At 73.0% G+C, this 26,337-nt stretch carries 31 protein-coding genes; 16 read left to right on the forward strand and 15 right to left on the reverse strand.

Features of this window, described 5'->3' with window-relative positions:
* Positions 1 to 2: 2 nt before the first annotated feature.
* The 6 genes from C8N24_RS17115 (at position 3) to C8N24_RS17135 (ending at position 4,239) form a co-directional block, all read left to right on the forward strand.
* Positions 3 to 707, forward strand: a complete 705-nt coding sequence (locus C8N24_RS17115; RefSeq protein WP_121251840.1) for a HipA family kinase — start codon at positions 3 to 5, stop codon at positions 705 to 707.
* Positions 700 to 1,086, forward strand: coding sequence for a DUF3037 domain-containing protein (locus tag C8N24_RS17120; protein WP_121251842.1), 387 nt, complete (start codon positions 700 to 702; stop codon positions 1,084 to 1,086). Before C8N24_RS17115 ends, C8N24_RS17120 begins: the two co-directional genes overlap by 8 nt.
* Positions 1,087 to 1,234: 148 nt before the next feature.
* A complete protein-coding gene (locus tag C8N24_RS34035; RefSeq protein ID WP_170179157.1) occupies positions 1,235 to 1,681 on the forward strand; it encodes a GAF domain-containing protein in 447 nt (148 codons plus the stop codon).
* A complete protein-coding gene (locus tag C8N24_RS17125; RefSeq protein WP_170179158.1) occupies positions 1,678 to 2,814 on the forward strand; it encodes a PQQ-dependent sugar dehydrogenase in 1,137 nt (378 codons plus the stop codon). The genes C8N24_RS34035 and C8N24_RS17125 overlap by 4 nt, the downstream gene beginning before the upstream one ends.
* The gene (locus tag C8N24_RS17130; RefSeq protein WP_121251846.1) at positions 2,811 to 3,488 is read left to right on the forward strand and encodes an MBL fold metallo-hydrolase; all 678 of its coding nucleotides are present in this window, start codon (positions 2,811 to 2,813) and stop codon (positions 3,486 to 3,488) included. Before C8N24_RS17125 ends, C8N24_RS17130 begins: the two co-directional genes overlap by 4 nt.
* 10 nt (positions 3,489 to 3,498) lie before the next feature.
* On the forward strand, positions 3,499 to 4,239 hold the full coding sequence (locus tag C8N24_RS17135) for a LolA-like protein (RefSeq protein ID WP_121251849.1): 741 nt from the start codon (positions 3,499 to 3,501) through the stop codon (positions 4,237 to 4,239).
* On the opposite strand, the gene C8N24_RS17140 is transcribed toward C8N24_RS17135, so the two are convergent.
* Both C8N24_RS17140 and C8N24_RS17145 read right to left on the reverse strand, forming a co-directional pair.
* Entirely contained in the window at positions 4,226 to 5,194 is a 969-nt protein-coding gene (locus tag C8N24_RS17140; protein WP_121251851.1) for a Leu/Phe/Val dehydrogenase, read from the reverse strand. The two genes, C8N24_RS17135 and C8N24_RS17140, sit on opposite strands and share 14 nt — an antisense overlap.
* A gap of 611 nt (positions 5,195 to 5,805) precedes the next feature.
* Positions 5,806 to 7,260 (reverse strand): RNA polymerase sigma factor, encoded by a 1,455-nt coding sequence (locus tag C8N24_RS17145; protein ID WP_170179159.1) that lies wholly within the window; start codon positions 7,258 to 7,260, stop codon positions 5,806 to 5,808.
* A 91-nt stretch (positions 7,261 to 7,351) separates the two neighbouring features.
* Between C8N24_RS17145 and arfB the strand changes: the two genes are divergently transcribed.
* Entirely contained in the window at positions 7,352 to 7,762 is a 411-nt protein-coding gene (arfB, locus tag C8N24_RS17150; RefSeq protein WP_121251855.1) for an alternative ribosome rescue aminoacyl-tRNA hydrolase ArfB, read from the forward strand.
* Positions 7,763 to 7,786: 24 nt separating this feature from the next.
* Positions 7,787 to 8,752, forward strand: coding sequence for a TIGR03557 family F420-dependent LLM class oxidoreductase (locus C8N24_RS17155; protein ID WP_121251857.1), 966 nt, complete (start codon positions 7,787 to 7,789; stop codon positions 8,750 to 8,752).
* On the opposite strand, the gene C8N24_RS17160 is transcribed toward C8N24_RS17155, so the two are convergent.
* Complete coding sequence (locus tag C8N24_RS17160) at positions 8,749 to 9,078, reverse strand: cupin domain-containing protein (RefSeq protein ID WP_121251859.1); 330 nt, start codon at positions 9,076 to 9,078, stop codon at positions 8,749 to 8,751. The genes C8N24_RS17155 and C8N24_RS17160 overlap by 4 nt on opposite strands.
* A 19-nt stretch (positions 9,079 to 9,097) precedes the next feature.
* Positions 9,098 to 9,445 carry a cupin domain-containing protein gene (locus C8N24_RS17165; protein ID WP_121251861.1) on the reverse strand — a complete coding sequence of 116 codons (348 nt, stop codon included), beginning with the start codon at positions 9,443 to 9,445 and terminating at the stop codon, positions 9,098 to 9,100.
* Between the two features lie 20 nt (positions 9,446 to 9,465).
* Between C8N24_RS17165 and C8N24_RS17170 the strand changes: the two genes are divergently transcribed.
* Positions 9,466 to 9,921 carry a MarR family winged helix-turn-helix transcriptional regulator gene (locus C8N24_RS17170; RefSeq protein ID WP_245971874.1) on the forward strand — a complete coding sequence of 152 codons (456 nt, stop codon included), beginning with the start codon at positions 9,466 to 9,468 and terminating at the stop codon, positions 9,919 to 9,921.
* Here the strand turns inward: C8N24_RS17170 and C8N24_RS17175 are convergent.
* Genes C8N24_RS17175 through C8N24_RS17195 form a run of 5 tightly spaced genes read right to left on the reverse strand, consistent with a single transcriptional unit; the run spans position 9,904 to position 14,111 of the window.
* Positions 9,904 to 10,740 (reverse strand): amidohydrolase family protein, encoded by an 837-nt coding sequence (locus C8N24_RS17175; RefSeq protein WP_170179160.1) that lies wholly within the window; start codon positions 10,738 to 10,740, stop codon positions 9,904 to 9,906. The genes C8N24_RS17170 and C8N24_RS17175 overlap by 18 nt on opposite strands.
* Before the next feature lie 17 nt (positions 10,741 to 10,757).
* The gene (locus tag C8N24_RS17180; RefSeq protein WP_121251865.1) at positions 10,758 to 11,939 is read right to left on the reverse strand and encodes an ABC transporter permease; all 1,182 of its coding nucleotides are present in this window, start codon (positions 11,937 to 11,939) and stop codon (positions 10,758 to 10,760) included.
* The gene (locus tag C8N24_RS17185) at positions 11,936 to 12,613 is read right to left on the reverse strand and encodes an ABC transporter ATP-binding protein (protein WP_121251867.1); all 678 of its coding nucleotides are present in this window, start codon (positions 12,611 to 12,613) and stop codon (positions 11,936 to 11,938) included. Before C8N24_RS17185 ends, C8N24_RS17180 begins: the two co-directional genes overlap by 4 nt.
* The gene (locus C8N24_RS17190) at positions 12,610 to 13,653 is read right to left on the reverse strand and encodes an efflux RND transporter periplasmic adaptor subunit (RefSeq protein ID WP_121251869.1); all 1,044 of its coding nucleotides are present in this window, start codon (positions 13,651 to 13,653) and stop codon (positions 12,610 to 12,612) included. Before C8N24_RS17190 ends, C8N24_RS17185 begins: the two co-directional genes overlap by 4 nt.
* Positions 13,638 to 14,111, reverse strand: coding sequence for a hypothetical protein (locus tag C8N24_RS17195; RefSeq protein ID WP_121251871.1), 474 nt, complete (start codon positions 14,109 to 14,111; stop codon positions 13,638 to 13,640). The genes C8N24_RS17190 and C8N24_RS17195 overlap by 16 nt, the downstream gene beginning before the upstream one ends.
* 106 nt (positions 14,112 to 14,217) lie before the next feature.
* Between C8N24_RS17195 and C8N24_RS17200 the strand changes: the two genes are divergently transcribed.
* The 3 genes from C8N24_RS17200 to C8N24_RS17210 are packed head-to-tail and all read left to right on the forward strand — an operon-like array spanning position 14,218 to position 18,411.
* Positions 14,218 to 14,868: a GntR family transcriptional regulator gene (locus C8N24_RS17200; protein WP_121251873.1), complete on the forward strand. Its 651-nt coding sequence runs from the start codon at positions 14,218 to 14,220 to the stop codon at positions 14,866 to 14,868.
* Entirely contained in the window at positions 14,865 to 16,199 is a 1,335-nt protein-coding gene (locus tag C8N24_RS17205; protein WP_121251876.1) for a serine hydroxymethyltransferase, read from the forward strand. Before C8N24_RS17200 ends, C8N24_RS17205 begins: the two co-directional genes overlap by 4 nt.
* A 10-nt stretch (positions 16,200 to 16,209) precedes the next feature.
* Positions 16,210 to 18,411, forward strand: a complete 2,202-nt coding sequence (locus C8N24_RS17210) for a transketolase-like TK C-terminal-containing protein (protein ID WP_211340003.1) — start codon at positions 16,210 to 16,212, stop codon at positions 18,409 to 18,411.
* Here C8N24_RS17210 and C8N24_RS17215 read toward each other — a convergent pair.
* Both C8N24_RS17215 and C8N24_RS17220 read right to left on the reverse strand, forming a co-directional pair.
* Positions 18,376 to 19,668 carry a GGDEF domain-containing protein gene (locus tag C8N24_RS17215; RefSeq protein WP_121251878.1) on the reverse strand — a complete coding sequence of 431 codons (1,293 nt, stop codon included), beginning with the start codon at positions 19,666 to 19,668 and terminating at the stop codon, positions 18,376 to 18,378. The two genes, C8N24_RS17210 and C8N24_RS17215, sit on opposite strands and share 36 nt — an antisense overlap.
* Before the next feature lie 67 nt (positions 19,669 to 19,735).
* The gene (locus tag C8N24_RS17220) at positions 19,736 to 20,362 is read right to left on the reverse strand and encodes an NUDIX hydrolase (RefSeq protein WP_121251880.1); all 627 of its coding nucleotides are present in this window, start codon (positions 20,360 to 20,362) and stop codon (positions 19,736 to 19,738) included.
* Between the two features lie 24 nt (positions 20,363 to 20,386).
* On the opposite strand from C8N24_RS17220, the gene C8N24_RS17225 reads away from it, so the two are divergent.
* Genes C8N24_RS17225 through C8N24_RS17240 form a run of 4 tightly spaced genes read left to right on the forward strand, consistent with a single transcriptional unit; the run spans position 20,387 to position 23,397 of the window.
* Complete coding sequence (locus C8N24_RS17225; RefSeq protein WP_121251882.1) at positions 20,387 to 20,566, forward strand: rubredoxin; 180 nt, start codon at positions 20,387 to 20,389, stop codon at positions 20,564 to 20,566.
* A 10-nt stretch (positions 20,567 to 20,576) separates the two neighbouring features.
* Positions 20,577 to 22,109, forward strand: a complete 1,533-nt coding sequence (locus tag C8N24_RS17230; RefSeq protein ID WP_121251884.1) for a spermidine synthase — start codon at positions 20,577 to 20,579, stop codon at positions 22,107 to 22,109.
* Entirely contained in the window at positions 22,106 to 22,723 is a 618-nt protein-coding gene (locus C8N24_RS17235; protein WP_121251886.1) for a fused MFS/spermidine synthase, read from the forward strand. The genes C8N24_RS17230 and C8N24_RS17235 overlap by 4 nt, the downstream gene beginning before the upstream one ends.
* Complete coding sequence (locus C8N24_RS17240; RefSeq protein WP_121251888.1) at positions 22,702 to 23,397, forward strand: 3-keto-5-aminohexanoate cleavage protein; 696 nt, start codon at positions 22,702 to 22,704, stop codon at positions 23,395 to 23,397. The genes C8N24_RS17235 and C8N24_RS17240 overlap by 22 nt, the downstream gene beginning before the upstream one ends.
* On the opposite strand, the gene C8N24_RS17245 is transcribed toward C8N24_RS17240, so the two are convergent.
* The 4 genes from C8N24_RS17245 to C8N24_RS17260 all read right to left on the reverse strand — a co-directional run bounded on the left by C8N24_RS17245 (position 23,388) and on the right by C8N24_RS17260 (position 26,221).
* On the reverse strand, positions 23,388 to 23,591 hold the full coding sequence (locus C8N24_RS17245; protein ID WP_147447847.1) for a hypothetical protein: 204 nt from the start codon (positions 23,589 to 23,591) through the stop codon (positions 23,388 to 23,390). The genes C8N24_RS17240 and C8N24_RS17245 overlap by 10 nt on opposite strands.
* Before the next feature lie 403 nt (positions 23,592 to 23,994).
* Entirely contained in the window at positions 23,995 to 25,200 is a 1,206-nt protein-coding gene (locus tag C8N24_RS17250; protein ID WP_121251892.1) for an aminotransferase class I/II-fold pyridoxal phosphate-dependent enzyme, read from the reverse strand.
* A 55-nt stretch (positions 25,201 to 25,255) separates the two neighbouring features.
* Positions 25,256 to 26,008, reverse strand: coding sequence for an enoyl-CoA hydratase/isomerase family protein (locus tag C8N24_RS17255; RefSeq protein ID WP_121251894.1), 753 nt, complete (start codon positions 26,006 to 26,008; stop codon positions 25,256 to 25,258).
* Positions 26,009 to 26,221 (reverse strand): biotin/lipoyl-binding carrier protein, encoded by a 213-nt coding sequence (locus C8N24_RS17260; protein ID WP_121251896.1) that lies wholly within the window; start codon positions 26,219 to 26,221, stop codon positions 26,009 to 26,011.
* Between the last annotated feature and the right edge of the window lie 116 nt (positions 26,222 to 26,337).

A 26,337-nucleotide genomic window follows, 5' to 3' on the forward strand; every position in this document is an offset into this window, starting at 1 on the left:
GCGTGCTGCGTACGGTGACCGCCACGCGCTACGTCACCCCGCTGCGCGAGGGAGGCTCGCTGCCGGGCATCGTCGAGGCCGACGACGACGGCCTGTACGTGCTCAAGTTCCGCGGCGCGGGGCAGGGACCGAAGGCGCTGGCCGCCGAGATCGTGGCGGGCGAGCTGGCGCGCGACCTGGGGCTGCCGGTGCCCGAGCTGGTGCTGATCGAGCTCGACCCGGCGCTCGGCGCCGCGGAGCCGGACCCGGAGATCCAGGAGCTGATCGCGGCCTCCGCGGGCATCAACCTCGGCGTCGACTTCCTCCCGGGCTCGCTGCCCTACAACCCGACCGAGCCGCCGGACGCCGACCTCGCCGCCGACGTCGTCTGGCTCGACGCGCTGATCACCAACGTCGACCGCACGCCGCGCAACCCGAACCTGCTGCGCTGGCACGGGAACCTGTGGCTGATCGACCACGGCGCGTCGCTGTACGCCTTCCACGGGCCGGACCCGCTCGCGCGCGCCAAGAACGCCTTCCCGCCGATCCGCGACCACGTGCTGCTGCCTGCGGCCTCGAGCATCGCGGCGGCCGACGAGCGGCTGGCGGGGAAGGCCGATCCGGCGCGCGCCGCCTCGCTCGTGCCGGAGGACTGGGCGAACGGCGACCTCTACGCCGAGTTCCTGCACGAGCGCTTGCAGGCGCCGCGGGTGTGGGCCGATGTCTGAGCGCAAGCCGTTCCAGTACGCGGCGCTGCGGATCATCCCGCGCGTCGAGCGCGGCGAGGCGGTCAACGCCGGCGTGGTGCTGTTCTGCCGGCCGCTGCGGTTCCTCGGCGCGAAGACGCAACTCGACGAAGGGCTGCTGCGCGCGCTGGCGCCGCAGTGCGAGCCGGGCGCGGTGGCGACGTTGCTGACGACGATGGAGCGGATCGCCGCGGGCGACGCGAGCGGCGGGCCGATCGCGGCGCTGCCGGCCTCCGAGCGGTTCCACTGGCTGGTCGCGCCGGCGAGCACGATCGTGCAGCCGGGGCCGGTCCACACCGGGCTGACGACCGATCCGGCGGGTGAGCTGGATCGGCTTTTCGTCCGGCTAGTGGAACGCTGAGCGAATCACGGACGTAATACGGTCGATGTGTCATCTCGTCGGCCCTGCCGCCTAGACTCGACTGCGCCGGATGCCCTACCTGACGTGCTCCAGCTGCGGCCTTCCGACGTACATCGTCAGCGAAGGCGCTTGCCCCGCCTGTGGAACCGTGTTGCGCCGGACGTCGCCGCCCGTCGGCCCGCGTCCCGCCGAGACCGCCGCGGACGAGGCCGTGCGGGCCAAGCTCGCGATGGCGATGCGTGAGCTGGGCGCGGACACCGCGCTGCTCACCGAGGTGCGGGGCGGTCGCGAGCACATCCGCTGGCAGGAGGGCGCCGGCCAGTACCAGGGCCGCGCGGTGCCGCTCTCGGACACGATCTGCGACCGGCTGCTGAACGGACAGATCGGGCCGATCGTGGCGGACGTGGAGGCCGAGCCCGCGCTGCGCGGCGTCCAGGCGGGGCCGGTGCGCGCCTACATCGGGGTGCCGTTCTCCACCGCGGACGCGCGCGCCTACGTGCTCTGCTGCCTCGCGCACGAGGCGCGGCCCGACCTCGGCGACGCCGACGTGCGGTTCCTGCAAGGCCTGGTCGAGAGCCTGCGTCCCGTTCTGTGAGGCGCCCCTTCGCGATCGTCGCGGCGCTGCTGGCGCTCGCCGGCTGCGGGGGCGAGGACGCGTCCGAGCGGCCGCAGGTGCCCGCGCCGTCCGGCATCCGGCTGCTGGAGGTCGGGTCGTTCGAGTCGCCCCTCTTCGTCACGGCGCCGCCCGAGGACCGTGAGCGGGTATTCGTCGTCGAGCAGGGCGGGACGATCCGGATCGTCGGCCAGGACGAGCCGTTCCTGGACATCTCGGACCGGCTCGAGGCGGGCGGTGAGCGCGGGCTGCTGGGCCTCGCGTTCGCGCCGGACTACGCGTCGTCGGGACTCTTCTACGTCTACTACACGGCCAAGGACGGGGCGAACACGCTGGCCGAGTACAAGCGTGCGTCGGACACCGCGGGCGATCCCGGCTCCGAGCGCGTGCTGATCGCGCAGGAGGACTCCGAGCCCAACCACAACGGCGGCATGATCACCTTCGGGCCTGACGGGAAGCTCTACGTCGGCATGGGCGACGGCGGCGGGGGCGGCGACCAGCACGGTCAGATCGGCAACGGCCAGTCGCTGGACACCATCCTCGGCAAGATCCTGCGGATCGACCCCGCGCCGGACGGTGACCGGCCGTACACGATCCCGGACGACAACCCGTTCGTCGGCCGGGACGGTGCGCGCGGCGAGATCTACGCGTACGGGTTGCGCAACCCGTGGCGGTTCTCGTTCGACCGGCAGACGGGCGATCTGACTATCGGTGACGTCGGTCAGAACGCCGTCGAGGAGATCGACTGGGTCCGCGCCGGCGAGGGCGCGGGCGCGAACTTCGGCTGGCGCGTGTTCGAGGGCTCGGATCGGTTCACCGAGGGCGAGGCGGCCGAGGACGCGATCGAGCCGGTGATCGATGCCCGTCACAGCGACGGCTACTGCTCGATCACGGGCGGCTACGTCGTGCGGTCGCCGGAGCTGAGCAGCTGGGCGGGCGACTACGTGTACGGCGACCTGTGCCTCGGGACCCTGATGCGCGCGGAGCTGCCGGACGGCTCGCCGTCGGAGACCGGGCTCGAGGTGCAGCAGCTGTCCTCGTTCGGCGAGGACGCCCAGGGGCGGCTCTACGCGACGTCGCTCAACGGGCCGGTCTACCGTCTCGTCGAGCAATGATCACCCGCATCCGCGCCGACAACCCGAGCCCGCTCACGCTCTCAGGCACCAACACCTACGTCGTCGACGGCTGGGTGGTCGACCCGGGCCCGCTGCTGGAGCCGCACCTGGCCGCGGTGACGGCCGCGGTCGGCGACGCGCCGGCCGGGATCGTGCTCACGCACTCGCACGCGGACCACTCCGAGGCGGCCGGCGAGCTCGCCGAGCGGCTGGGCGTCGCGGTCGTCGACGTGCGCGACGGCGACACGATCGGCCCGTTCACCGTGATGGCGCTGCCGGGCCACGCCGACGACCACGTGGTGTTCGTCGCGGGGGCGCACGCGTTCACCGGCGACGCGGTGCTCGGCGAGGGCAGCGTGTTCGTCAGCGGGCGGCTGATCGAGTACCTCGACGGGCTTCGCCGGCTGCGCGCGTTGGACCTGCGGCGCATCCACCCCGGCCATGGCGACGAGATCGACGACCCGGCCGCGAAGCTGGACGAGTACCTCGCACATCGGTTGGAGCGTGAGCGCAAGCTGCTCGCCGCGCTGGAGTCGGGCATCGCCGCGGACGACGAGGACGCGCTGCTCGACGCGGCGTGGACGGACGCGCCGGCCGCGGTCCGCCCGTTCGCCGCGATCACGCTGCGCGCACATCTGGCCAAATTGCAACAAGAGGGCAATCTGGGCGTGTAATGATCGCGCGATGAGAATCCTGATTGGCGGCACGGTGGCCGCGGTATTGGCGGCGGTCGTCGTCGGGGTGTTCGCGTTCGGAGGCGAAGGCGTGTCGTTCGCCAACGCGACCGACCGGATGCAGGGCAAGAGCGTCCGCTCGAACATGACGATGACGATGTCCGTCCAGGGGACGGAGCTGGTGATGAAGGGCACGGCGCTCCAGAGCGCCGACCTCAAGCGCTACAAGATGGACCTGAAGGGGGACGTGGCGGGGACGGACGTCTCGCAGACGCTGGTCGTCGTCGGCAAGGAGTTCTGGATCGCGAGCCCGAGCTTCGACGCGGTGTTGCCCCAGGGCAAGCGCTGGGTGCACATCCAGGACGAGAACATGCCGGACTTCGGCTCGATGTCGTTCGAGGAGCTCCGCGTGTTCTGCGAGGCCGCGACCGACATCGAGGAGCGCGGCGAGGCCGAGGTCGACGGGGTCCGCGCGACCCACTACGTCGGCAAGGTCGACCTGCAGGCCGCGGCGAAGAAGCTCGGCAAGGACACGAAGGCGTTCGGCGAGACCGGCACGGTGCCCCTGGAGCTCTGGCTCGACGAGTCCGGCAACGCCCTGCGCATGAAGATGGACATGACCGTCGAAGGCTCGAAGGCGACCATCGTCATGGACGGCTTCGAGTACGACGTCGACACCAGCTCGATCAAGGCTCCGCCGAAGGGCGAAGTGGTCGCCGACTCCGAGGTCGGGATCTTCAGCTCGCGCTGAGCCGCTCGCGGCCCAGCTCGAGCGCCGCGCGCAGCGGCGTGGTGTGGCTCGCGGCCGCGCTGTCGAAGATCTGGCGCAGCGTGTCACCGACCGCGCGGACCTTCGTGTCGGCGCGGTCGGTCGAGTAGCCGTCGGGCTCGAGCTCGACGGCGATGTTGATCAGGCCGCCGGCGTTGCAGACGAAGTCCGGTGCCCAGAGGATCCCGCGCTCGGCGAGCGCGACGTCCAGCTCGTCCGAGGCGAGCTGGTTGTTCGCGGCGCCCGCGATCGCCTTGCACCGCAGGGCGGGCAGCGTGTCGTCGTTGAGCACGCCGCCGAGCGCGCACGGGGCGAGCACGTCGACCTCCGCGGTCATCGCGCTGTACGGGTCCGTCCACTGCGCTCCGAGGCGCTCGGCGAGCTCCCGCTTGCCCTGGTCGACGTCCGCGACGATCAGCTCCGCGCCACCCGCGTGCAGGAGCTCCGCGAGGCGCGCGCCGACGTTGCCGAGCCCGATCACCGCGACCGTCCGCCCGCTCAGGTCGCTCGTACCGAACGCGTACTCGCACGTCGTGCGCAGCGAGACCTCGCAGCCGAGCGCCGTCCACGGGCTCGGATCACCCGAGCCGGACGCCAGCCCGGTCACGTGCTTCGTCCGCGTGGCGATGATGTCCATCGCCTCCTCCGACGTGCCCACGTCCTCGGCCGTCAGATAGTCGCCGCCGAGCGACTCGACCGTGTCCCCGAAGTCCTGCAGCACCGCCTCCCGGCGCTCGGGCGTGAGCACCGCCTCGTCCGGCCGCAGCATGATCACGCCCTTGCCGCCGCCGAGCGGAAGCCCCGCCACCGCGGCCTTGAACGTCATCGCCCGGCTCAGCCGCAACACGTCCCGCATCGCCGCGCGCGAGTCGTCATACGTCCACATCCGGCACCCGCCCAACGCGGGCCCACGCGCCGTGCTGTGCACGGCGACCATCGTGAACAGTCCACTCCGCCGGCCGCGGCGGACCAGCAACGTCTCGTGTGCGAGGGGCTCGGGATAGTCGATGCGGTCGACCCTAGCGAGGTTGCCTCGCCGTCACGGGCGCCGTGGCGCTCAGCATCGGACGATCGGGGGGTGCGTCGCGCGCGCTCTTGTGCGGGTGAGCGGCTGCGCCGGGTGCGCCCAGGCGCGGGCCCGTTCGCGCGTTCGCCGGCCGGCTCTGCCACGCGAACGTCGAGTTGTGTACCTATGCGGTCGTTTTCTCGACGTTCGCGTGGCACGGGCCACGCGAGTGTTCACTTTTCCACCTGTGCGGTGCGAAAGTGCACGCTCGGTGCGGCTGAGCCCGCGGGCGCGGGTTGGCCCCGCGCGGGGGCTCGCCGGCCCCAGCCGGCCTGACCAGCCCAGAGCGCGACGCCCGACGGTGTGCTTCCGAACGCGGCGACGAAGCCCGGCGCGTCGCGCGCTGAGCGCCACGGCGACGGCGCGGCGGGGCGATGGCGCGATGGCGCGGGCGGGGCGATGACGCGGCGCGGCGATGGCGCGCCGGCTGTGCGGCGGGCACGCCACCTCTGCGCGGCCGAGGCCAGCCGCGCGGGACCTTCTCAGCCGCCGGTGGGCGGCGCGGTCGTGCCGCCGCTCGCCGGCGGTGCGACCGTCCCACCGTCGCTCGCGGGCGGCGCCGGCGTCTGGACCGCCGTGTCGGCCGGGGCGGGGGTCGCCGTGGCGGGCGGCGTCTCGACGGCCGGCGCGGGCGTCTGGGCCGGGGTCGGCGTCGCGACCGGGGAGGCGTCCGGGGCGCGGGCGCCGCCGGTCTCGACCTGCGGGTCGGCGGCCACGGCGGGCGCGTCGTCGGCCGGGGCGGCCTTGGAGTCCTCGGGCTTGGCGATCGTCGCGGAGAGGGTCTTGTCCTTCTCGGCCGTGGCGGCGGCGTCGCGCTTCTTCTCGCGCGCGGCTTCCGTGACGGTCGCGGTGACCGGCGCCGGGCTCGTCGTGATCGGCTGCGGGCGGCTCTTGGCGGCCACGACCACCGGCGCCTCGACGGCGGGCGGGGCGGAGGTCTTGTGGTGGGTGCTCGCCTTCTCGGTGGGCGCCGGCGCGGGCTTGTGGTCGACGATCTTGTGCTGGACCTCGACCGCGCCGCCCGTGGCGATCGCGGCGGTGCACACGACCGCGGCGACCTTGCAGGCCGTGACGGTCGCGACGCCACCGCCGGCGGCCGCGCCACCCGCGGCGGCGCCGCCGGCCGAGCCGCCGACGCCGATCACCTTCGCGGCGAGCGCGAACGGGGCGAACCCGATCGGCGCGAGCGCGGCGAACGAGCGCTTCATCCCGCGCAGCGCGCCGCGGTACTCGCGGCACGAGTCGCACGACTTCATGTGCTTGCGCGCGCGGCCGGACGCCTTCACGCCGCGGTCGTAGGAGCGCAGGAGGTCGGCCTGGATCTCGGCGCAGTCGGCGTCACGGGCCTCGGCGGCCTCGACGAGCCCGACGCGGGCACGGACGAGCAGCGACTTGACGGCGGGAACGGTGACGTCCAGCGCGGCCGCGAGGTCGGCGTACGTCATGCCGTCGATCTCGCGCATGAGCAGGGCGGACCGCTGCTGCTCGGGCAGGTTGGCGACGTCGACCACCAGCTGGCGCAGGTCGTCGCGGCGCTGGGCCTCCTCGACCGGGTCGTGCAAGGGCTTGCGCGAGACCTCGAAGACCTCGGCCGCAGGTGGGATCGGCCGGCGCAGGTGGTCGATGCAGCGGTTGTGCGCGACCCGGTAGAGCCACGCGCGCACGTTCATCTCGCGGTTGTCGTTGCGCAGGGCGCCGTACGCGCGGACGAAGACGTCCTGCAGCACGTCCTCGGCGTCCTGGCGCGAGCTCGCCGACAGCATCTGGCGGACATACGCGAACAGACGCTGGCGGTAGCGATCATGCAGGACGCGGAAGGCCTCGTCGTGACCACCGCGGAACAACGCGAGGAGCTGCTCATCAGAGCGCAACCGCAGCAGCGACCCACCGAGCGGCAGGCGCGATAAAGCTGGTGCGTGGACTGCTGAGGCTTCCATGGATAGGGCTCCTGACGCTGCCGTCCCAGCGACTGTAACTGTAGGGGTCGAAAGAAGTTCCGCCCTATAGGTGTGATCTCCACTCCCCCTTGTGACCGATTCTCTACGCATTCGTGACGGACTTTCCTTGCCGATCTCGGAAATCGAGATCAGGGCTTCGCGTTCCTCCGGCCCGGGTGGTCAGCATGCGAACGTCACGGCGTCGCGGATCGAAGCCGTCTTCGACGTGCACAAGTCGGACACTCTCGACCAGTTTCAGAAAGACCGCATAAGTGCCAAGCTCGGCCCGCGGGTGACCGCGGTCGCGCAGGACGCCCGCTCGCAGGCCCGCAACCGGGAGCTCGCGCTCGAGCGGCTCGCCCGCCGGCTCGAGCAGGCGCTGCACGTGCAGCGGCCGCGGACCAAGACCAAGCCGAGCGCGGGAGCGAAGCGCCGGCGGCTCGAGGACAAGAAGCGACGCTCCCAGACCAAGCAGAACCGGCGGCGCTACTCGGACGACTGACCCAACGTTGGGTAGAGCCCCCGGATGGCTCGCTATTTCATCGGGGTCTCCCAGGAGGAGTTCCCGCCCGAAGCGCTGATCGAGCAGGCCGTCGCGGCCGAGCAGGCGGGGTTCGACGGGATCTCCTCGTCCGACCACCTGCAGCCCTGGTGGGAGCCGGGCGAGTCGGGGCACACGTGGCCCTGGCTGGGCGCCGCGGGCCAGGCGACGTCGAAGCTGCCGATCGGCACGGGCGTCACCCCGACCGCCGCCCGCTACCACCCGGCGATGATCGCCCAGGCGTGGGTGACGCTCGAGCGCCTGTTCCCCGGCCGGCCGTTCCTGGGCATCGGCTCCGGCGAGGCGCTCAACGAGGTGCCCGTGGGGGACGACTGGCCGTCGCCGGGCGACCAGGTCGCACGGATGGACGAGGCGCTCTCGATCATCGACCGCCTCTGGAAGGGCGAGACGATCACCGAGGAGGGCCGGTTCTACACCTGCAAGGACCTCAAGCTGCACACGCTCTCCGAGCGCCGGATCCCGATCTGGATCAGCGCCTTCGGCCCCAAGGCGGCGAAGGTCGCGGCCAAGTGGGGCGACGGCATCTGGACGCTGCCCGACCCGGAGACGACGCCCGACCTGCTCAAGACCTGGCGTGACGCCGGCGGCGAGGGCGAGGTCGTCTTCCAGGCCCTGTTCTCCTGGGCCGAGAGCGACGACGCCGCCTTGGAGGCCGTCCGCAAGTGGAAGGGCGCGCAGCCGGAGGATCACTACAAGGACGACTGGCACCGGCCGCGCGCGATGTATCGGCACGGCGAGGAGGAGATGTCCGACGAGGAGTTCAAGGAGAACGCGATCATCTCCTCGGACCCGGCCGAGCACGTCAAGCGCATCAAGGAGCTCGAGGAGCTCGGCGCGACCGTGATCGTCCTCCAGAACAACTCGGGCGCCGACCCGATGAAGGCGATCGAGGTCTACGGGCGCGAGGTGCTGCCCAAGCTGCGCGCCTAGCGCGGCCAGTCCTCCCGGGCCGGCGCGAACACCTCGACGACGGTCGCGCCGTCCGGGCCGCTGCGCCCGCCGTGCTCCTCGTGCGCCGGGATCATCCAGATCTCGCCGGGCCCGACCTCCTTGTCGCCGTCGGCGGTGCTGAAGGTGAGGCTGCCGCGCGTGCACAGGCCCGCCTGCTCGTTGTGGTGGCTGTGCCGCGGCAGCTCGGCGTCCGGCTCGAGCTCGAAGACGCTGAACGTGAGCTGCTCGCCGTGCACGTGGCGGAAGCTGATGCCGGGGAACGCCTGCGTCGGCGTGAGCTGGTCGAGGCGGTGGAAGCTCGTCATGGCCCTCAATGCTCGCGCGTCAGGCGGCCCACGGGAGCGGTCGCGTGCCTTGGGCGGTGGTCACCGTTCCGCCGCCGCGGCTCGCGACCAAGGCCCGCGCGTCCTCCACGGCGACGATCTGGCGCTCCTCGCCCGCCGCGACCACCACCGTCGCACCCGCGCCGTGCTCGACCTCGTTCACGGCGAGCGTCCCTTCGAGCACGACCCAGACCTGCTCGTGCTCGGCGCGGTGCAGCGGACCGGACTGGCCGGCGGTCATCTCGACCGTCCACACCGCCAGCTCCGACGCGCCCGTCGAGGGCGCGGCCAGCGTGTGCATGACGGCGTTCGGCGTCTCGTGCATCTGGTAAAGCTGCTTGTCGATCATGCGACGAAAGGTAAAGCAGCTTGTCTAATACGTCAAGCGTCCCCGGCTGGGTGGCGATCGAGGCGATCCTGCGCGCGGGGCGTGCGGCGATCGACGAGCTGCACCGACGGCTCGCCGAGCGCGGCCACCCGGACGTGCGGCCGGCGCACGGCTACGCGTTCCAGGCGATCGGCGCCGACGGCACGACCGCGAGCGCCCTCGGTGAGCGGCTGAACGTGACCAAGCAGGCCGCGGGCCAGATGGTCGACGAGCTCACGCGGCTGGGCTACGTGACGCGCGAGCCCGACCCCGCCGACGGCCGCCGCCGGCTCGTCCAGCTCACGCCCCGCGGCGTCGACTGCCTGCGCGCGTCCGCCGACGTGTTCGAGGAGATCGTCGCGGAGTGGCGCGCCCGCGGCGACGACGTGGACGCGGCCGTCGCCGCGCTCACCGGGCTCACCGACCTGTACGGCGGCGCCCTACGACCGATCTGGTAGGCCGAGCAGCTCGGCCGCGTTGCCGCGCAGCACCGCGTCGTGCGCCTCGGGCGGGAGCTCGAGCCGCTCCAGCTCGCCCAGGCACGCCTCCGGATCGAACATCGGGTAGTCGGTGCCGAAGCAGAACTGGCCACGCAGGCGGCGGGGGATCTCGCGCTTGACCTCGTCCGGCAGGTAGCGGTACTTCCAGCCGCTGATGTCGAGGTAGACGTTGGACTTGTGCAGCGCCATGGCGACCGCCTCGAGGTGCCACGGCCAGCCGGCGTGGGCGAGCACGATCTTCATCGCGGGGTGCCGCGCGGCGATCCGGTCGAGCAGGATCGGCCGCGCGAGGTCGATCCGCAGGCCCTGCCCGCCCGGCTCGCCCGCGCCGAGCCCGCTGGTGCCCGCGTGCGTGAGCAGGATCAGCCCGAGCTCCGCGGCCGCATCGAAGAACGGCAGGAACCGGTCATCGCCGGGGTCGAACGCCTGCAGCGTCGGGTGGAGCTTGAGGCCGGGCAGCCCGAGCGCCGCCACTCGCTCGAGCCGCTCGAGCGCGTCGTCGCGGTTCGGGTCGACGGAACCGAAGCCCACGAACCGCCCACCCGACCGCTCACAGATCGATGCGATCTCGGCGTTGTCGAGCGTCTTGCCCTGCGCGTCCCAGCCGAGCAGCACGCCGACCAGGTCGAGCCGCTCGTAGAGCGCGATGAAGTCCTCGACCGTCGTCGTCTCCGGCCGCGAGCCGAAGTAGCGCTCGATCGAGTCGGCGTAGTGGCCGACGCACCCGCACACCCAGTCACCGGTCGGGAGGTGCACGTGCATGTCGACCCCGCGCATGCGGCGAACCATACGGATCAGCCGCTGAGGGCGGTGCTGGGCGGGGTCCGCGCGGCGCGCACCGCGGGCCACAGCCCGGCGACCCCGCCGACGACGACGGTCGCTCCCGCCCCGAGCGCGACGACCGTGGGCGGGATCACGACCACCCAGCCGTTCACCGACGCGACCACGACCGTGACGGCGCCTCCGAGCCCCACGCCGGCCGCGCCGCCGAGCGCGGAGAGCACGAGCGCCTCGGCGAGGAACTGGCGGCGGATGTGCGCCCGGGTCGCGCCGATCGCCCGCCGCAGGCCGATCTCGCGCCGGCGCTCGATGACGGCGATGACCATCGTGTTGGCGACGCCGATGCCGCCGACGAGCAGCGCGATCGACCCGAGCGCGAGCAGCAGGCCGGTGAACGCCGCGTCGGCCGCGTCGACGGCGGCGAGCGCGTCCGAGGGGCGCGAGACCGCGACGGCGCCCGGCCGCTGCGGCTGCACCGCCGGCGCGATGCGGTCGCGGACCGACCGCACGGAGGACGCGGTCGCGCGCTGGTAGAGGCGGGTCGGGGCGCCGGAGTGGCGCAGCTCGGCGCGCGCGAACGCGTCCCCGACGAGTGCGGCGACGTCGAGCTCGGGGGCGAGCGCAGCCGGGGCCAGGATGCCGACGACCGTGGTGAAGTGGCCGCCGAGCCACACCAGTCCGCCGGGCCGCGTCACGCCGAGGTGCTGCGCGGCGGTGGCGCCGAGCACGGTCGCCGGGAGGGTCGCAGTGGCCGCGTTCAGCCAGCGCCCCGCGCGGACGTGCGCGCCGACGACGCGCGGCACGTCGAGGTCCGCCGCGGTGACGACCAGTCCGCCGGTCTCGTCGGGGTCGACGGCCGGGCTGCGGTAGACGCGCACGTCCTCGAGGTCGGCGACGCCGGTCGCGGCGAGCACGCCGGGCAGCCGGCGGACGCGCGCGGCGGCATCGGGTGGCAACGCGGTCGGGCCGCCCGGCACCGGGTTGGTGGTCGCGGTCAGCAGGTTGGTCCCCAGCGAGGCGAGCCGGCGCTGCAGGCGCTCCTGGCTCGACGCCGAGATCCCGACGACGGCCACCATCGCGGCGACCCCGATCGCCACGCCGAGCGCCGACAGCACGGCGCGCGCCGGGCGGGTGCGCAGGCCGGAGGTGCCCAGCCGCAGCAGGTCGGCCGCGCGAAGGCGCGAGGGGGCGGTCATCGCGCGCTGTCCGCGACGACGCGGCCGTCGAGGATCGACACGCAGCGGGGGAAGCTCGCGGCCAGCGCCGTGTCGTGGGTGATGACGACGATCGTGGTGCCGTCGGCGTGCAGCTCGTGCAGGAGCGCGACGACGCCCGCGCCCGAGATGGAGTCCAGGTTGCCGGTCGGCTCGTCGGCGAGCAGCAGCGGCGGGTCGCCGACCACGGCACGGGCGATCGCGACCCGCTGGCGCTCACCACCGGACAGCTGATGCGCTCGGTGCCCGGTGCGGTGCCCGAGCCCGACGCGCTCCAGCGCCGCGCGGGCGCGGTCGCGCCGGCGACGACGCGGCAGGCCGGTGTAGAGCAGCCCGTCGGCGACGACGTCGAGCGCGCGCACGCCCTCGCCGAGGTGGAACGACTGGAACACGAAGCCGATCCGGTGCGCCCGCAGCGCCGAGAGCGCCTTGTCGCTGAGGGCGCCCACGTCGACGCCGTCGACCAGCACGCGCCCGGCGGTCGGCCGGTCCAGCGTCCCCATCACGTTCAGCAGCGTCGACTTCCCCGAGCCACTCGGGCCGACGACGGCGACGAGCTCGCCCGCGCCGACGGCTAGATCGACCCCGGCGAGCGCCTGCACCGGCGGCGTCCCGTAGGTGCGTGCGACCCGGTCGAGCACGACGGCGCCGGTCACGAGGGCACCACGACCCGCACGCCCGGCGCGATCCCGCGCCCTGAGACCTCCACGCGACCGGCGACGAACGCGCCGACGCGGACGGGGATGCGACGCGTCGTCGACCCGGCCGGCACCTCGACGCCGAACCGCTCCGGCCCGAGCGGGACGAGCGCGCCCACCGGCACGGTCAGGACGTCCTCGCGGGAACGGCTGCGGAAGCGCACCGTCACCGTCGCCTGCGCGAACGCCGCCGCCGCGCGCGGAACGCGCAGCCCGACCGTGACCGGCACGACGACGGACGTGCCGCTCTCCGAGCTGCGTTGCCGCGGCGCGCCGGCGGACGTCACGCGTCCGCGCGCCTCGCCGCCGGCCGGGAGCTCCACCGTGACGCGACGGCCGACGCGCGCCAGGCGCTGATCCTCCAGCGCCACGTCGACGCGCACGACCCGCCGCGTGGCAGACGTCGCGTACAGGGGCTGGCCCGGGGCGACCGCCGCGCCCAGCCTCGCTTCGCGGCGCGCCACGCGCACGCTCTCCGGCGCGAACCACACCGCCGAGCGGTCCAGGCGCCCGCTCGGCCAGACGCCGAGGGCCCGCTGCCACCGCTTGATGGCGGCCACGGTCCAGGCGGAGAAGTGCCGGTCGACGTCACCGCGGAAGTGGCCCAGCGCGGCGAGGTTGGTCTCCAGCTGGAGCACGTCCTGGCCGTCGGACATGCCCTTCGCGAACGTCCGGTAGGCGGGCTGCTCGCCGCGCAGCAGCACGGCCGGCCGGGCGTCGAGCGTGTACAGCAGGTCGCCGCGGCGGACGACGGCACCGGCCTTCGGCAGCCAGGTGACGACGCCCGCCGCTCCTGCGAGCACCGGGCCACGGGCCGGGTAGGCGAGCGTCCCGATCGCCTTGGTCTCGCTGACCACCCGCCCCGACGTGACGGCTGCGGTCGTCACCGTCACCGGTGCGGGCCGGGCGGAGTCGCCCTTCGGGACGAGCAGCACCGTGCCCGCGGCCGCGCCGAGCACCGCGACGACCAGCACGCCGACGATCAGCCGGCGAAGCACGCGTCGACGGCCTCCTGCGTCGCCTCCTCGGGGATGGTCAGCGCCTGCTCCGGCGTCGGGTCCTCGACGTCGTAGCCCTTCTCGCGCAGGCAGGCGGCCTGCTCGAGCTGGAGCTTGCGCGCGGCGGCCTCGTCCGCCGGCGACCGGGCGACGGTCGGCGGGTCCCCGAGCTCGCCCATGCACTTGGAGGCGTCGGCGTTGATCTCGGGCGAGGACTCCTGGATGCCCTTGCCGGGCTCGGGGTCCTTGACGTCGTGGCCCTTCTCGCGCAGGCAGCGGGCGAGCTTGAGGTCATAGGCGTCGCGGGCGGACGCGAAGTCCTGCTCGCTCACCTGGTTGTCCTTGGCCGGCGGGGAAGCGCTCTCGGCGCTGCCGCAGGCCGGCAAGGACACGAGGCCCGCGGCGATCAGCGCGGCCAGCACGGCACGGCGACGGGCCTTCAGCGTGGATGCGGTCATGGCGCCCACACAACCGCCGCGGGCGTTGGAGCAGCGTTGCGCAACGAGCACACACGCACGCAACCCCTTGCCGCATATCCTTGGCACTGGCATACTGATATTTCACATGCCAGTTCCTGAGAGACAAGCGGCGCTGGATCGCGACCTGCTGCGGGACCGGGCCTACGCGGCCATCCGCGACGCCATCGTCGACGGCACGCTGGCGCCGGGCGAGCGCCTCCGCGACCAGGAGCTGTGCACCTGGCTCGGGCTGAGCCGGACGCCGGTGCGGGAGGCCCTCAACCGGCTCGAGCAGGACGGCCTCGTCGAGACCGCGCCCCAGCGCTTCACCCGCGTGACCCCGCTGGACCGACGGGCGGCGCGGGACGCGTTCCCGGTGGTCGCGGCGCTCCACGCGCTCGCGACCGAGCTCGCCGTGCCGAAGCTGACCGAGGCCGACCGCGCTGCCCTGCGGGACGCGAACAACCGGTTCGCCGAGGCGCTGCGCGACGGCGACGTCGACGCCGCGCTCGAGGCCGACGACGCCTTCCACGGCGTGTTCGTCACCGCTGCCGCGAACGCCGAGATCCCGCGCACGCTGGAGCGGTTGATGCCACGCATCCGGCGGCTGGAGCGCCTGCGCTTCGGCTCGCTGTCCGGCCGCGCGTCCGTCAAGCAGCACGCCGAGATCCTCCTCGCCGCACCCGAGGACGCGGCCGACCTCGTCAAGCAGAACTGGCTCTCGCTGGGAGCCCTCATCGACCGGAGCTTCGAATGACCGCCATCGCCCCGCCCGACATCCACGACGCCGAGACGCTCGGCGCCGCCCGTGCGCTGCTCGACGCGGCGGCCGACCCGGCGGCGATGCAGCGTGAGGTCCTGGCCGCGGTTTCGCGCAACGAGCGGTGGCGCGGCAACGAGTGCGTGAACCTGCTGGCGCCCGAAGCGCTCGTCTCCCCGACGGTCCGCAACCTCCTCAGCGCCGAGATCGGCCAGCGCGCCGCCGAGGGCCACATCGGCCCGGTCAACCGCTGGTTCGCGGGGACGAAGCACATCGACGAGGTCGAGGCGCTGTGCGTCGAGCTGCTCAAGCGGCTCTTCAAGAGCAACTACGCCGAGCACCGGCTCGTCGCGAGCATGATCGGCAACATGGCCGTGTACGCCGCGCTCACCGAGCCCGGCGACACCGTCATGACGATCCCGCAGCCCGTCGGCGGGCACAGCTCCAACCGCTACGACGGCCCCGCCGGGATCCGCGGCCTGAACATCCTCGACGTGCCCTACGACGCGCACGAGCTCGAGGTCGACCTCGACGCGTTCGCCGTCGCCGCCCGCGCCGCCAAGCCCAAGCTCGTCGCGCTCGGCGCCTCCATGACCCTGTTCCCGCTCCCGGTGGCCCAGATCAAGGAGATCGTGAGCGAGTGGGACGGCATCGTCTTCTTCGACGGCGCGCACCAGCTCGGGCTGATCGCCGGCGGCCAGTTCCAGGATCCGCTGCGCGAGGGCGCCGACATCATCACGGGCAGCGCCGGCAAGACGTTCAGCGGCCCGCAGTCGGGCGTCGCGGTCTGGAACGACCCGCAGCTGACGCAGCCGATCCTCGACGCCGTCTTCCCGGCGCTCGCCGCGACGCACCAGGTCAACCGCGTGGCCGCGCTCGCCGCCGCCGCGGCCGAGCTGCTGGCGTTCGGGCCGGAGTACATGGCCGCGATCGTCGCCAACGCGCAGACGCTCGCCCACGCGCTGCACACGCGCGGCGTGCCGGTGCTCGGCGCCCACAAGGGCTACACGCGCACGCACCAGGTGATCGCCGACGTGCGTGAGTTCGGCGGCGGGCTGGAGGTTGCGCACCGCCTCGCTCGCGCGAACATCATCACCAACAAGAACCTCCTGCCCGACAACACCCCGGAGGACTGGGACCGCCCGCACGGCCTGCGGATCGGCACCACCGAGGTCACCCGCCTCGGCATGGGCGAGCTGGAGATGCAGGCGATCGCCGACATGATCGCCGGCGTGCTCGTCGAGGACCGCGACCCCGAGCACGTCCAGCGTGAGGCGCTCGAACTGCGCGCCGGCTTCCAGACGGTCAAGTACTGCTTCAACGAATAGGCTCCGGCGCGTGACGGAGGAGATCGATCTCGAAGCGCTCAAGCGGGTCGAGCAGCGGGTCCTGTGGTTGGCGACGAGCATCGTCCACCACGCGAACCGGGTGCGCCCCAACCGCTCCGGCGTGAAAGTCGGCGGCCACCAGGCGTCGAGCGCGTCGATGGTGTCGCTCATGACCGCGCTGTACTTCGCGGTGCTCGAGAGCCCTGACCGGGTGAGCGTGAAGCCGCACGCGAGCCCGGTCCTGCACGCGATCAACCACCTCCTCGGCCGGCTCGACCGCCGCTACCTGACGACGTTGCGCCAGTACGGCGGGCTGCAGTCGTACCCGTCGCGCACGAAGGACCCGGACCCGGTCGACTACTCGACCGGCTCCGTCGGCCTCGGCGCCACCGCGCCGATCTGGGGCGCGCTCGCGCACCGCTACGTCGCCGGCCACTTCGACGTGCCGCGCGGCGGCCGCCAGATCGCGCTGATCGGCGACGCCGAGCTCGACGAGGGCGCCTGCTGGGAGGCGATCGCCGACCCGATGGTCTCCCGCCTCGGCGAGGTGATGTGGGTGGTCGACCTCAACCGGCAGTCGCTGGACCGCGTCGTCCCGGACATCGCCGCCGGCCGCCTCGCCGCGATGTTCGAGGCCGCCGGCTGGCACACCGTGATGGTCAAGTACGGCCCGCGGCTCGCGCGGCGCCACGACCTGCGCGCCCGCATCGACGGGATGCCGAACGAGGAGTACCAGCGGCTGCTGCGCGCCGACGCGCCCGAGCTGCGCCGGCGCCTGGAGGTCGACACCGACGACCTCGGCGACGCCGACCTGCTCGCCACCTTCCGCGACCTCGGCGGCCACGACCTCGCGAGCCTGATCGACGGCTACCGCCAGGCGGACGCGGTCGTCGACCGGCCGTCCGTCGTGTTCGCCTACACGATCAAGGGCTGGTCGCTGCCGACCGAGGGCCATCCCGCCAACCACTCGGCGCTGCTCAACCACGAGCAGTACCGCGAGCTCGCGACGAAGCTCGGCGAGGACGCCGACGACCCGTTCCGCGCGCTCGCGCCCGGCTCGCCCGAGGCCGAGCTGTGCCGTGCGACCGGCGCGCGGCTCAAGCGCGGCTCCACCCGCGCCGTGCCCGCCCCGAAGGTCCCGCAGGACCTGGGCCGCAAGCACACTGGCCGGGCGAGCACCCAGCAGGCCTTCGGGCGCTTCTTCGTCGACCTCACGCGCGAGGCGCCCGAGGTCGCCGACCGCGTGGTGACGGTGAGCCCGGACGTCGGCACGTCGACCAACCTCGGCGGTTGGATCAACAAGGCCGGCATCTGGTCGGTCGGCGACCGGATCGACTGGTTCGCCGACGACACGGACACGCTCGTCCGCTGGCGCGAGCACGACCACGGCCGCCACATCGAGCTCGGCATCGCGGAGGTCAACCTCGTCGGCATGCTGGGCGAGCTCGGCGCGACGTGGTCCCGCGACGGCCAGCCGCTCCTGCCGGTCGGCACGATCTACGACCCGTTCGTCAGCCGCGCGCTGGAGCCGTGGTCGTTCGGGATCTACGCCGGCGGCCAGTCGATCCTCGTCGGCACCCCGTCGGGCGTCACGCTCGGCCCTGAGGGTGGTGCGCACCAGTCGGTGATCACGCCGTCGATCGGCATCGAGCAGCCGGGGTGCATCGCCTACGAGCCCGCGTTCGGGCAGGACTTCGAGTGGTGCTTCCTGCACGCGCTCTCCCAGCTCGGCAAGCCGGGCGGGACCTCCGCGTACTTCCGGCTCTCGACGCGGCCGATCGACCAATCGCTGCACACGGGAACGCGGGAGGAGGCGATCGCCGGCGGCTACCGGCTGAAGGCCCACGCGAACCCGCGGGTGAGCATCGCCGTGATGGGCGCGCTCGTCCCCGAGGCGCTCGAGGCCGCGGAGATCCTGGGCGACGCGGAGGTCGTCTGCATCACCTCCGCCGACCGGCTGTTCCGCTCGCACCAGGCCCGCTCCGGCCTCGGCGACGGCAACCCGGACACGCTCACGAGCCTCTTCCGCCCGGGCGTCCCGATCGTCAGCCTGCTCGACGGGCACCCGCACACGCTGAGCTTCCTCGGCTCGCCGATCACCTGCCTGGGCGTGCAGCGCTTCGGCCAGGCCGGTGACATCGTCGACCTCTACGAGCACCACGAGATCGACGCCGAGTCAGTGGTTGGCGCGGCTCTCGACCTCATGAGCTAGACGCTTCTCGTCGTACATGCGCTGGTCGGCGAGCTCGACCAGCGCCTCGACCTCGGCGTCCGTGGTCATGGTCGCCACGCCGATGCTCGCGCCGAGCTGGTTCGGCCGGCCCTCGGCGGTCATCTCGCGGCCGACCTCGTGCACGGCCGCGCGCAGCTCCGCCGCGACGTGCGACGCCTCGTCCGGGTTCACGTGCAGGATCAGCGCCGCGAACTCGTCGCCGCCGATCCGGCCGAGCACGTCGCTGGAGCGCAGCCGCGCGCGCAGGGCGCGGTGGATGCGGGTGAGGGCCTCGTCGCCCGCCGCGTGGCCCCACTGGTCGTTGACCGCCTTGAAGCGGTCCAGGTCGATGACCGCGATCGCCGCGGACTCGCCGTAGCGGCGCGCGCGGGCGGCCGCGTTCTCGGCCTGCGTGAGGAAGTGGCGGCGGTTGTAGGCGCCGGTCAGCGGGTCGCGGATCGCGAGCTCGGTGAGGCGGCGGTCGTCCTCCTCGAGCCGCTTGACCGCCATCGCGACGACGAACGCGAGCCCGCCCACCGCGGTCAGCGTCATCACCCAGGCGGCGACGCTCCACTCCCACCACCCGGCCCGGGCGACGGCGGTGGCGAGCGCGCCGGAGACGATCGGGATGCCGAGGACGGCCGGCACGGTGCGGCGCGCGAAGCGGCCGCTGAGCGTGTCCGAGAAGAACTGGCCGCTCGGATGGGACCAGATGATCGCGAGCGAGATCAGCACCGTGCACAGCGCCGCCTGCCAGCTCATCTGGATGAAGCGCGAACCGCCATAGAAGTACGGCACGCCGAGGAGGAAGCCGATGACCGCGGCCGCGCCGATCGCGCCGGCGGCGAACGCCAGGCGTCGCGTGACCACCCAACCGCGGCCGTGGAGCGTGATCGCGGCGCCGATCAGGACGAGGGCGGTGGCCGTGAACACCGAGATCGCGGCGTCGGTGTCGAAGACGGCGCGGTTGATCCAGCGGCCGCTGTCCAGCGCCGAGTCGAGCATCCCCGCGGCGCCCGTGAGCGCCGTGAGCAGCCCCGCGCCGACGGCCAGGCGGTGCCGCCGGGGGAGCGCGCCCGCGCCGATCGCCGCAGCGATGAAGCCGACGCACGTGACCGGCGACATCGGCGCCAGGTTGCGCGTGCGCACGTCGAGTCCCGCGAGCGTCGCGCCGAGCATGCTCGCCGCGATCAGGAGCACGCCGAGCGCCGCGATCCGCCTTGCGCGCTCAGCGCCTGACCAGTTGTCGTCCTTCAACGCAACATTTCCTTTGCAAACGGGATACCCCGCTGGCGGGAACGGCGAAGGTCGCTGGTGCGTGCGGTTACACGTCGTCTTCGTCGTCGAGGACGATCCGGGCGGCCTCGCCCTGACCCTCGACGCGCGGCTGCACCGGCCGGACCTCGCGGGCCGACGCCCACTCGACCAGCGCGTCGGCGCTCTTGAACCGAGCGATCCGCTCGAGGTTCTTGATCGTCGGGAAGACCATCAGCAGCTCGCCGGCCTCCGCTCCCTCGAGCGCGCGGCCCGGCTCGAACCAGCGGGCGTCGACGATCTCCTGGCCGTCGATCTCGATCTCGGCACCCTCGGGGGCGACCGCGATGAAGAAGTACGTGTCGAAGCGGATCGACACCTCGGGCGGCGTGATCCAGCGCGCGAACGGGACGAGCGCGGCGGGGTCGGGCAGCGTGATCCCGACCTCCTCGGACACCTCGCGCACGGCCGCCGCGCGGTGGGCGGCGTCGCCGGTGCCCTCGTGCGCATCGACCGCGCCCCCGGGGAAGACCCAGGCGCCGCCCATGAACCGCGCCTTGGGGGTGCGCTGCGCCATCAGGAGCTCGAGCCGGTCGGCGCCGCCGCGGACGACGATCACCGTCGCGGCCTGGCGCGGCTCGGTGGGAACGCCGCTCTCGTTGAGGATCGTGCCGGGCTCGGGACCGTGCTGCGCCATCCCGCCAGCCTAATATGCGCCCACATGAGCACGGACACGGACCGGCAGTGGATCTGCGAATCCTGCGGCTTCATCTACGACCCGGAGGAAGGCGATCCCGACGGCGGGATCGACGAGGGCACCGCCTTCGAGGACATCCCGAAGGACTGGTATTGCCCTGTCTGCGGTGCCAGGAAAGCGGACTTCTCCCCGTTCGAAGGCTAGTTTCTATTCCGTGACAGCCCTCGAGTCCCGGGGCGCTGAGCGGCGCCTCCGGCTTCCGCTCGAGGCGCTCGTCTTCGCCGTCGGCCTCTCGACCTTGGGGGCCGAGATCGCGGCGACGCGCCTGTTGGCGCCGTTCTTCGGGACCTCGACGGTCATCTGGGCGAACACGATCGCGGTGGTGCTGCTGGCGCTCTCGGCGGGCTACAAGCTCGGCGGGACGCTGGCCGACCGGCGGCCGTCGCCGTACGCGCTGTGCGTGTGCGTGCTGGTCGGCTCCGCGCTGCTGGCGGTCGTGCCGTTCATCGCGCACCCGTTCCTGTCGTTGAGCGTCGACGCGTTCGACACCGTCTCGGTCGGCGCGTTCGCGGCCTCGCTGTTCGGCACGCTCGTGCTGGTGGCGGTGCCGCTGCTGCTGCTCGGCACGGTGTCCCCGTGGGCGACGCGGATCAAGCTCGACTCGGTCGACGAGGCGGGGTCGGTCTCCGGCCGGCTGTACGCGATCTCGACGGTCGGCTCGCTGATCGGCGTGTTCTTCGTCGCGCTGTGGTCGATCGAGGCGATCGGCTCCCAGCGCACGTTCCTCGTGCTTGCGCTGCTGCCCGCGCTCGTCGCGGCGGTGTCGATCTTCGACCCGCGCGCGCTGGTCGTCCCGGTCGTGCTCGGCGCGGCGCTGCTGATCCCGCCCGGCACGACGAAGCCGCCGGAGGACGGCGACCGCGTGCTGTACGAGCGCGAGACGCCCTACCAGTACGCGCGGGTGATCGAGCAGGAGGACGGCGACCGGCTGCTCGAGCTCAACGAGGGCCAGGCGATCCACTCGCTGTGGCGCCGGGACACGGTGCTGACCGGCGGCTACTGGGACGGCTTCCTGACGATGCCGTTCGCGACCGGCTCGGGCCGCCCGCCGGCGCGGATCGCGGCGCTCGGCACCGCGGCCGGGACGGTGCCGCGGGCGTACGCGCAGTACTACCCGGAGACCGTGATCGACGCGGTCGACATCGACCCCGAGCTGTTCAAGATCGGGCACCGCTACTTCGGCCTGCAGGCGCGCCCGCAGCTGCGCGAGCACACGCAGGACGCGCGGCCGTTCCTGCGCCAGAACGAGGGTCCCTACGACGCGATCTTCGTCGACGCCTACCGGCAGCCGTACATCCCCTTCTACCTGACGACGAAGGAGTTCTTCGAGCTCGTGCGCTCGCGGCTCGCACCGGGCGGATCGGTGATCGTCAACATCGGCCATCCGAACGACTCGCCGGCCCTCGAGGAGGCGATGAGCGCGACGATGGGCGCGGTGTTCAAGCACGTCGTGCGCGACCCGATCCGGTCGCAGAACTCGCTCGTGATGGCTTCGGACACGCCGCTGACGGCGGGAGGGATCGCCAACGCGCCCGTGTCCTCGGACCTGCAGACGCTGGCGCAGGACAGCGCGGCGCGCCTCGAAGGCCCGCTGCGCGGCGGCACCGTCTTCACCGACGACCGGGCGCCGGTCGAGTGGCTCATCGACGCGTCGATCGTGTCCTACGCGGCGGAGGAGAACCGATGAGCGCCGCCACGGTCACCCCGGCGGCGTCGCGCTGGGGCTTCGTCGAGATCGTCAAGTTCGTCTCGGGCGTGACGACGCTCGCGGCCGAGCTCGCCGCGGCGCGGCTGATCGCGCCCGCGTTCGGAGCGTCGACGGTCGTCTGGGCCAATACCATTGCCATCGCCTTGGCAGCCCTGGCGATCGGCTACTGGCTCGGCGGCCGCTTGGCGGACCGCCACCCGCACGAGCGCGCGATGGCGCGTGGCGGGCTCGCGGGCGCGCTGATGGTCGCGCTGATCCCGCTGGTCGCGCTCCCGCTGTTGGGGGCGACCGAGGACTCGCTGGGCGAGTTCGGCGGTTCCTTCCTGGTGCAGCTGGTGCTGGTCGCGCCGCCGCTGGTCGTGCTCGGCGCGCTGACGCCGTGGGCGATCCGGCTGCGCGTGAGCTCGGTGGCGGGCGCCGGCGACGCGACCGGACGGCTCTACGCGCTGTCGACCGCCGGCGGGCTCGTCGGCAACTTCGCCGCCGCGCTTGCTTTGATCCCGCTCGTGGGCACCACCTGGACGTTCATCATCGCCGCGGGCCTGCTCGCCGGCGTCTGCCTTCCGAGAGCATGGTCCTCCAAGCCTGCCTGAACGGCGATCGCGAGTCCGGCGTCCCGCGCACTCCGGAGGAGCTGGGCGCCGAGGCCGTCGCGTGCGTCGCCGCCGGCGCGGTCTCGATCCACGCGCACCCGCGTGACCCCGACGGCCATGAGACCCTCGAGGCCGATCACATCCTCGCCGCCGTCCGCGCGCTCCGCCCGTGCGGCGTCGAGCTCTCCCTCTCGACGGGGCTGTGGATCACCAGCGGTGACGTGGACGCGCGGCTCCGCGCCGTCTCCGGCTGGACCGAGCGGCCGGACCTCGTGTCGCTGAACCTCAGCGAAGAGGGCTGGCGCGAGCTGGCCGACGTGCTGATCGGCCACGGCATCGGCATCGAGGCCGGCGTCTGGACCGCCGCCGACGCCGAGCACCTGCTCTCCACCGGCGTCCAGGTGCGGCGCGTGCTGGTCGAGCCCCGCTCCGAGAACGCCGACGAGGCGATCGCGGTCGCCGACGAGATCGACGCGGTCCTGGACGCCGCCGGCTCCACCGTCCCGCGCCTGCACCACGGCGTCGGCCCGGCCACCTGGGCCGTGATGGACGCCGCCGTCCCTCGCGGCCACGACATCCGCATCGGCCTCGAAGACGTCACGACCCTCCCCGACGGACGGCCCGCGCCCGACAACGCGGCGCTCGTCGTCGAAGCGGTCCTGCGCTACGGCTGACCCGGCCGCCGCCCGCCGATCGTGCGGACCCGGTGGTACCGGTCGTGCAGGAAGATCCGGCTGCCCTGCCCCTGCGTCGCGGCCTGCCGGCGCGCCGCCTGCTCGGCCTCGCTGAGGGTTGCGAACCACGCGGGCCCGAGGACCCAACCCCCGGTGCTGGCGTGGGGGTGGACGTGGAGCTCTTGAACGGCCATGCGCGCCATTCAAGCCCGGGCGCGGCGGGTTTACGTTGGCCGCGCGGCCGAGATTCGCGGGCGCGGGGTGGACCGGGTGGCTAGAGGGGGCGCGCGGGTGTTGGTTGGGCGCCGTTGCGAACTCGAAGCGAACGGCGAACACCAGCACCGATAGGGGTGGGGTGCCACCCGCGTGGAGCGCAGCGCAAGGGGTGCCGTCGGAACCTTGCGCCAGGGGCAAGTTTGCGACGGCACCTCCGTCCTTCAGCGGGGGTGCGGTCGGAAACCGTCGGTATGCGCACGTTTGCGACCTCACCCCTGCCGCGCGGCAGGCTCACCACCCCATCGGTGGCGGTGTTTGCCGTTCGTTCCGAATTCGCAACGGCGCCCAGCCCAAAACCGCGCGCCCTCTCCAACCGCGCCGCTACGCGGCCAGCTGCGCCGCGGCGACCGGCACGCCGAAGCCCGGCCGGAACCCGGCCCGCAGAGCGGCTCGTCCCATCACCGTCGCCGCCTCGCGCAACTCCTCGCGAGTGTGCGAGGCCATCACCGACAAGCGCACCCGCGCCGTGCCGTCCGGCACGGCCGGCGGGCGGACGGCCTCGGCGAAGACGCCCAGCTCAAGGGCGTAGTCGACCATCCGCGCGGCGCGCTCGGCGTCGCCGACCACGAGCGGGACCACGTGGGCCGCGGCGCCGGAGACGTCGAAGCCCTCGCGGGCCAGGGCGTCGCGGAGGGTCTCGGCGTTGGCGCGGAGCTTCGCCACCCGGCGCGGTTGCTCTTCGAGGAGGTCCAGTGCCGCCATGGCGGCCGCCGCGGCGACCGGGGGCAGCGCTGTCGAGTGGAGCAACGTGCGCGCCGAGTGGACGAGGAAGCGGGCGGTGACGTGGTCGCAGGCCACGAAGCCGCCGTAGGAGCCGAGGGCCTTGCCGAGCGTGCCGGTGATCACGTCGACGTCACCCACGAGCCCGGCCTCGGCGACCGCGCCCCGGCCGTCCTCGCCCAGCGCGCCGAGGGCGTGGGCCTCGTCGACGAGGACGCGGACGTCGTAGCGGCGAGCGAGGGCGACGATCTCGTGGAGCGGGGCGACGTCGCCGTCCATGCCGAACATGCCGTCGGTGGCGATCAGGGTCGCGCGGCCGTCGCACTGGCGCAGCGTCCAGGCGAGGTGGTCGGCGTCGGCGTGGCGGTAGGGCATCACCTCGGCGCCGGATAGGCGGCAGCCGTCGACGATCGAGGAGTGGGCGAGCTCGTCGTGCAGGACGACCTCACCGCGGCGGGCGAGCGCCGGGATGACGCCCAGGTTCGCCATCGCCCCCGAGCCGAAGAGCAAGGAGGTGCGCTGGCCGGTGAAGGTGGCGAGCCGCTCCTCGAGGCGCTTGTGCAGGGTCATGGTGCCGCACGAGACGCGGGCCGCGCCCGCGCCGACGCCCCAGCGCATCGCCGCGTCCGCGGCTGCCTGGCGGACCTTGGGGTGGTCGGCCAACCCGAGCGCGTTGCCCGAGCACAGCAACAGCACCGGCCGCCCGTCGAGCACCACGCGCGGCCCCTGCGGGCCGGAGACCATCCGCATGCGCTGGTGCAGGCCGAGCTGGTTGAGCTCGTCCAGGCGGTCCTCGAGATCCAGCATCCACGATCCTCAGTTGAGTGACGTTGCGCGGAAGCTACGGGGCGGCTCGGACGACTTATCGAGCCGACCAGCGCGGTGCGCGTTTCTCTACAAAAGCGCGTACGCCCTCGGCGAAGTCGTCGGAGGCGAACGCGGCGTTCCGCAGCGCCTCCAGCTCGGCGTCGAGCGCGGGGTCGAGCGGCGGGACCAAGGCTTGGAGCACGCGCTTGTTGCCGCGTTGAGCCAACGGCGCCAGCTCCGCGATCGAGCGCGCCAACTCGACCGAGCGGGCCTCGACAGCGTCAGTCACCTCGTTCACCAGCCCCCAGGCCAGGGCCTCATCCGCGCCGACAGGACGTGCCGTGAAGAACAGCTCGCGCGTCCTGGCGCTGCCGATCGCGTCGACGAAGCGCCGCAGGCCCGTGTGCGAGTAGACGACGCCGAGCCGCGCCGGCGGCATCCCGAGCTTCGCGGCCGGCGCGCACACGCGCAGATCACAGGCGAGCGCCAGCTCGAGCCCGCCACCGAACGCGTGGCCACCCATCGCCGCGACCACCGGCATCGCCAGCGCGTCGACGGCCGCCATCGCGGCTTCGAACGGGTGGATCAAGACGTCGGCAAGCCGCTCCGGCGTGAGGTTGCCGATGTCGTACCCCGCCGAGAACGCGCCGCCCGCACCGGTCAACACGACGCAGCGCGCGTCCAGCCCGGGCAGCTCGCGCGCCAGCCCTTCGAGGATGTCCGCGTCCAGCGCGTTGCGCTTGGCCGCGTTGTCGATGGTGACCCGCGCGACGCCGTCGACCGGCCAGTCGACGGCGACCGAGCCCATCTAGGTGAGCTCCACCAGCGGGTCGCCCTCCTGCACGGCCTGCCCCTCCTCGACCAGGATCCGCGCCACGACGCCCGGATCCTCGGCCTCGACGGGCATCTCCATCTTCATCGACTCGAGGATCGCGACCACGTCGCCCTCGTCCACGGAGTCGCCGACGGCGACCTCGATCTTCCACACCGTGCCGGTGATGTGCGCTTCGATCTGCGTCACAGGCCGCACGATATAGACACCGTGTCGATCGTGATCGCGGCGATTACGTACGCGCGGTCGATTGGGAGATACGGCGCCTCCCGCCACTATTCATCTCGCTGCTCGTCGCGATCTCT

Source organism: Solirubrobacter pauli (genome assembly GCF_003633755.1).
GTDB classification, from domain to species: Bacteria; Actinomycetota; Thermoleophilia; order Solirubrobacterales; family Solirubrobacteraceae; genus Solirubrobacter; species Solirubrobacter pauli.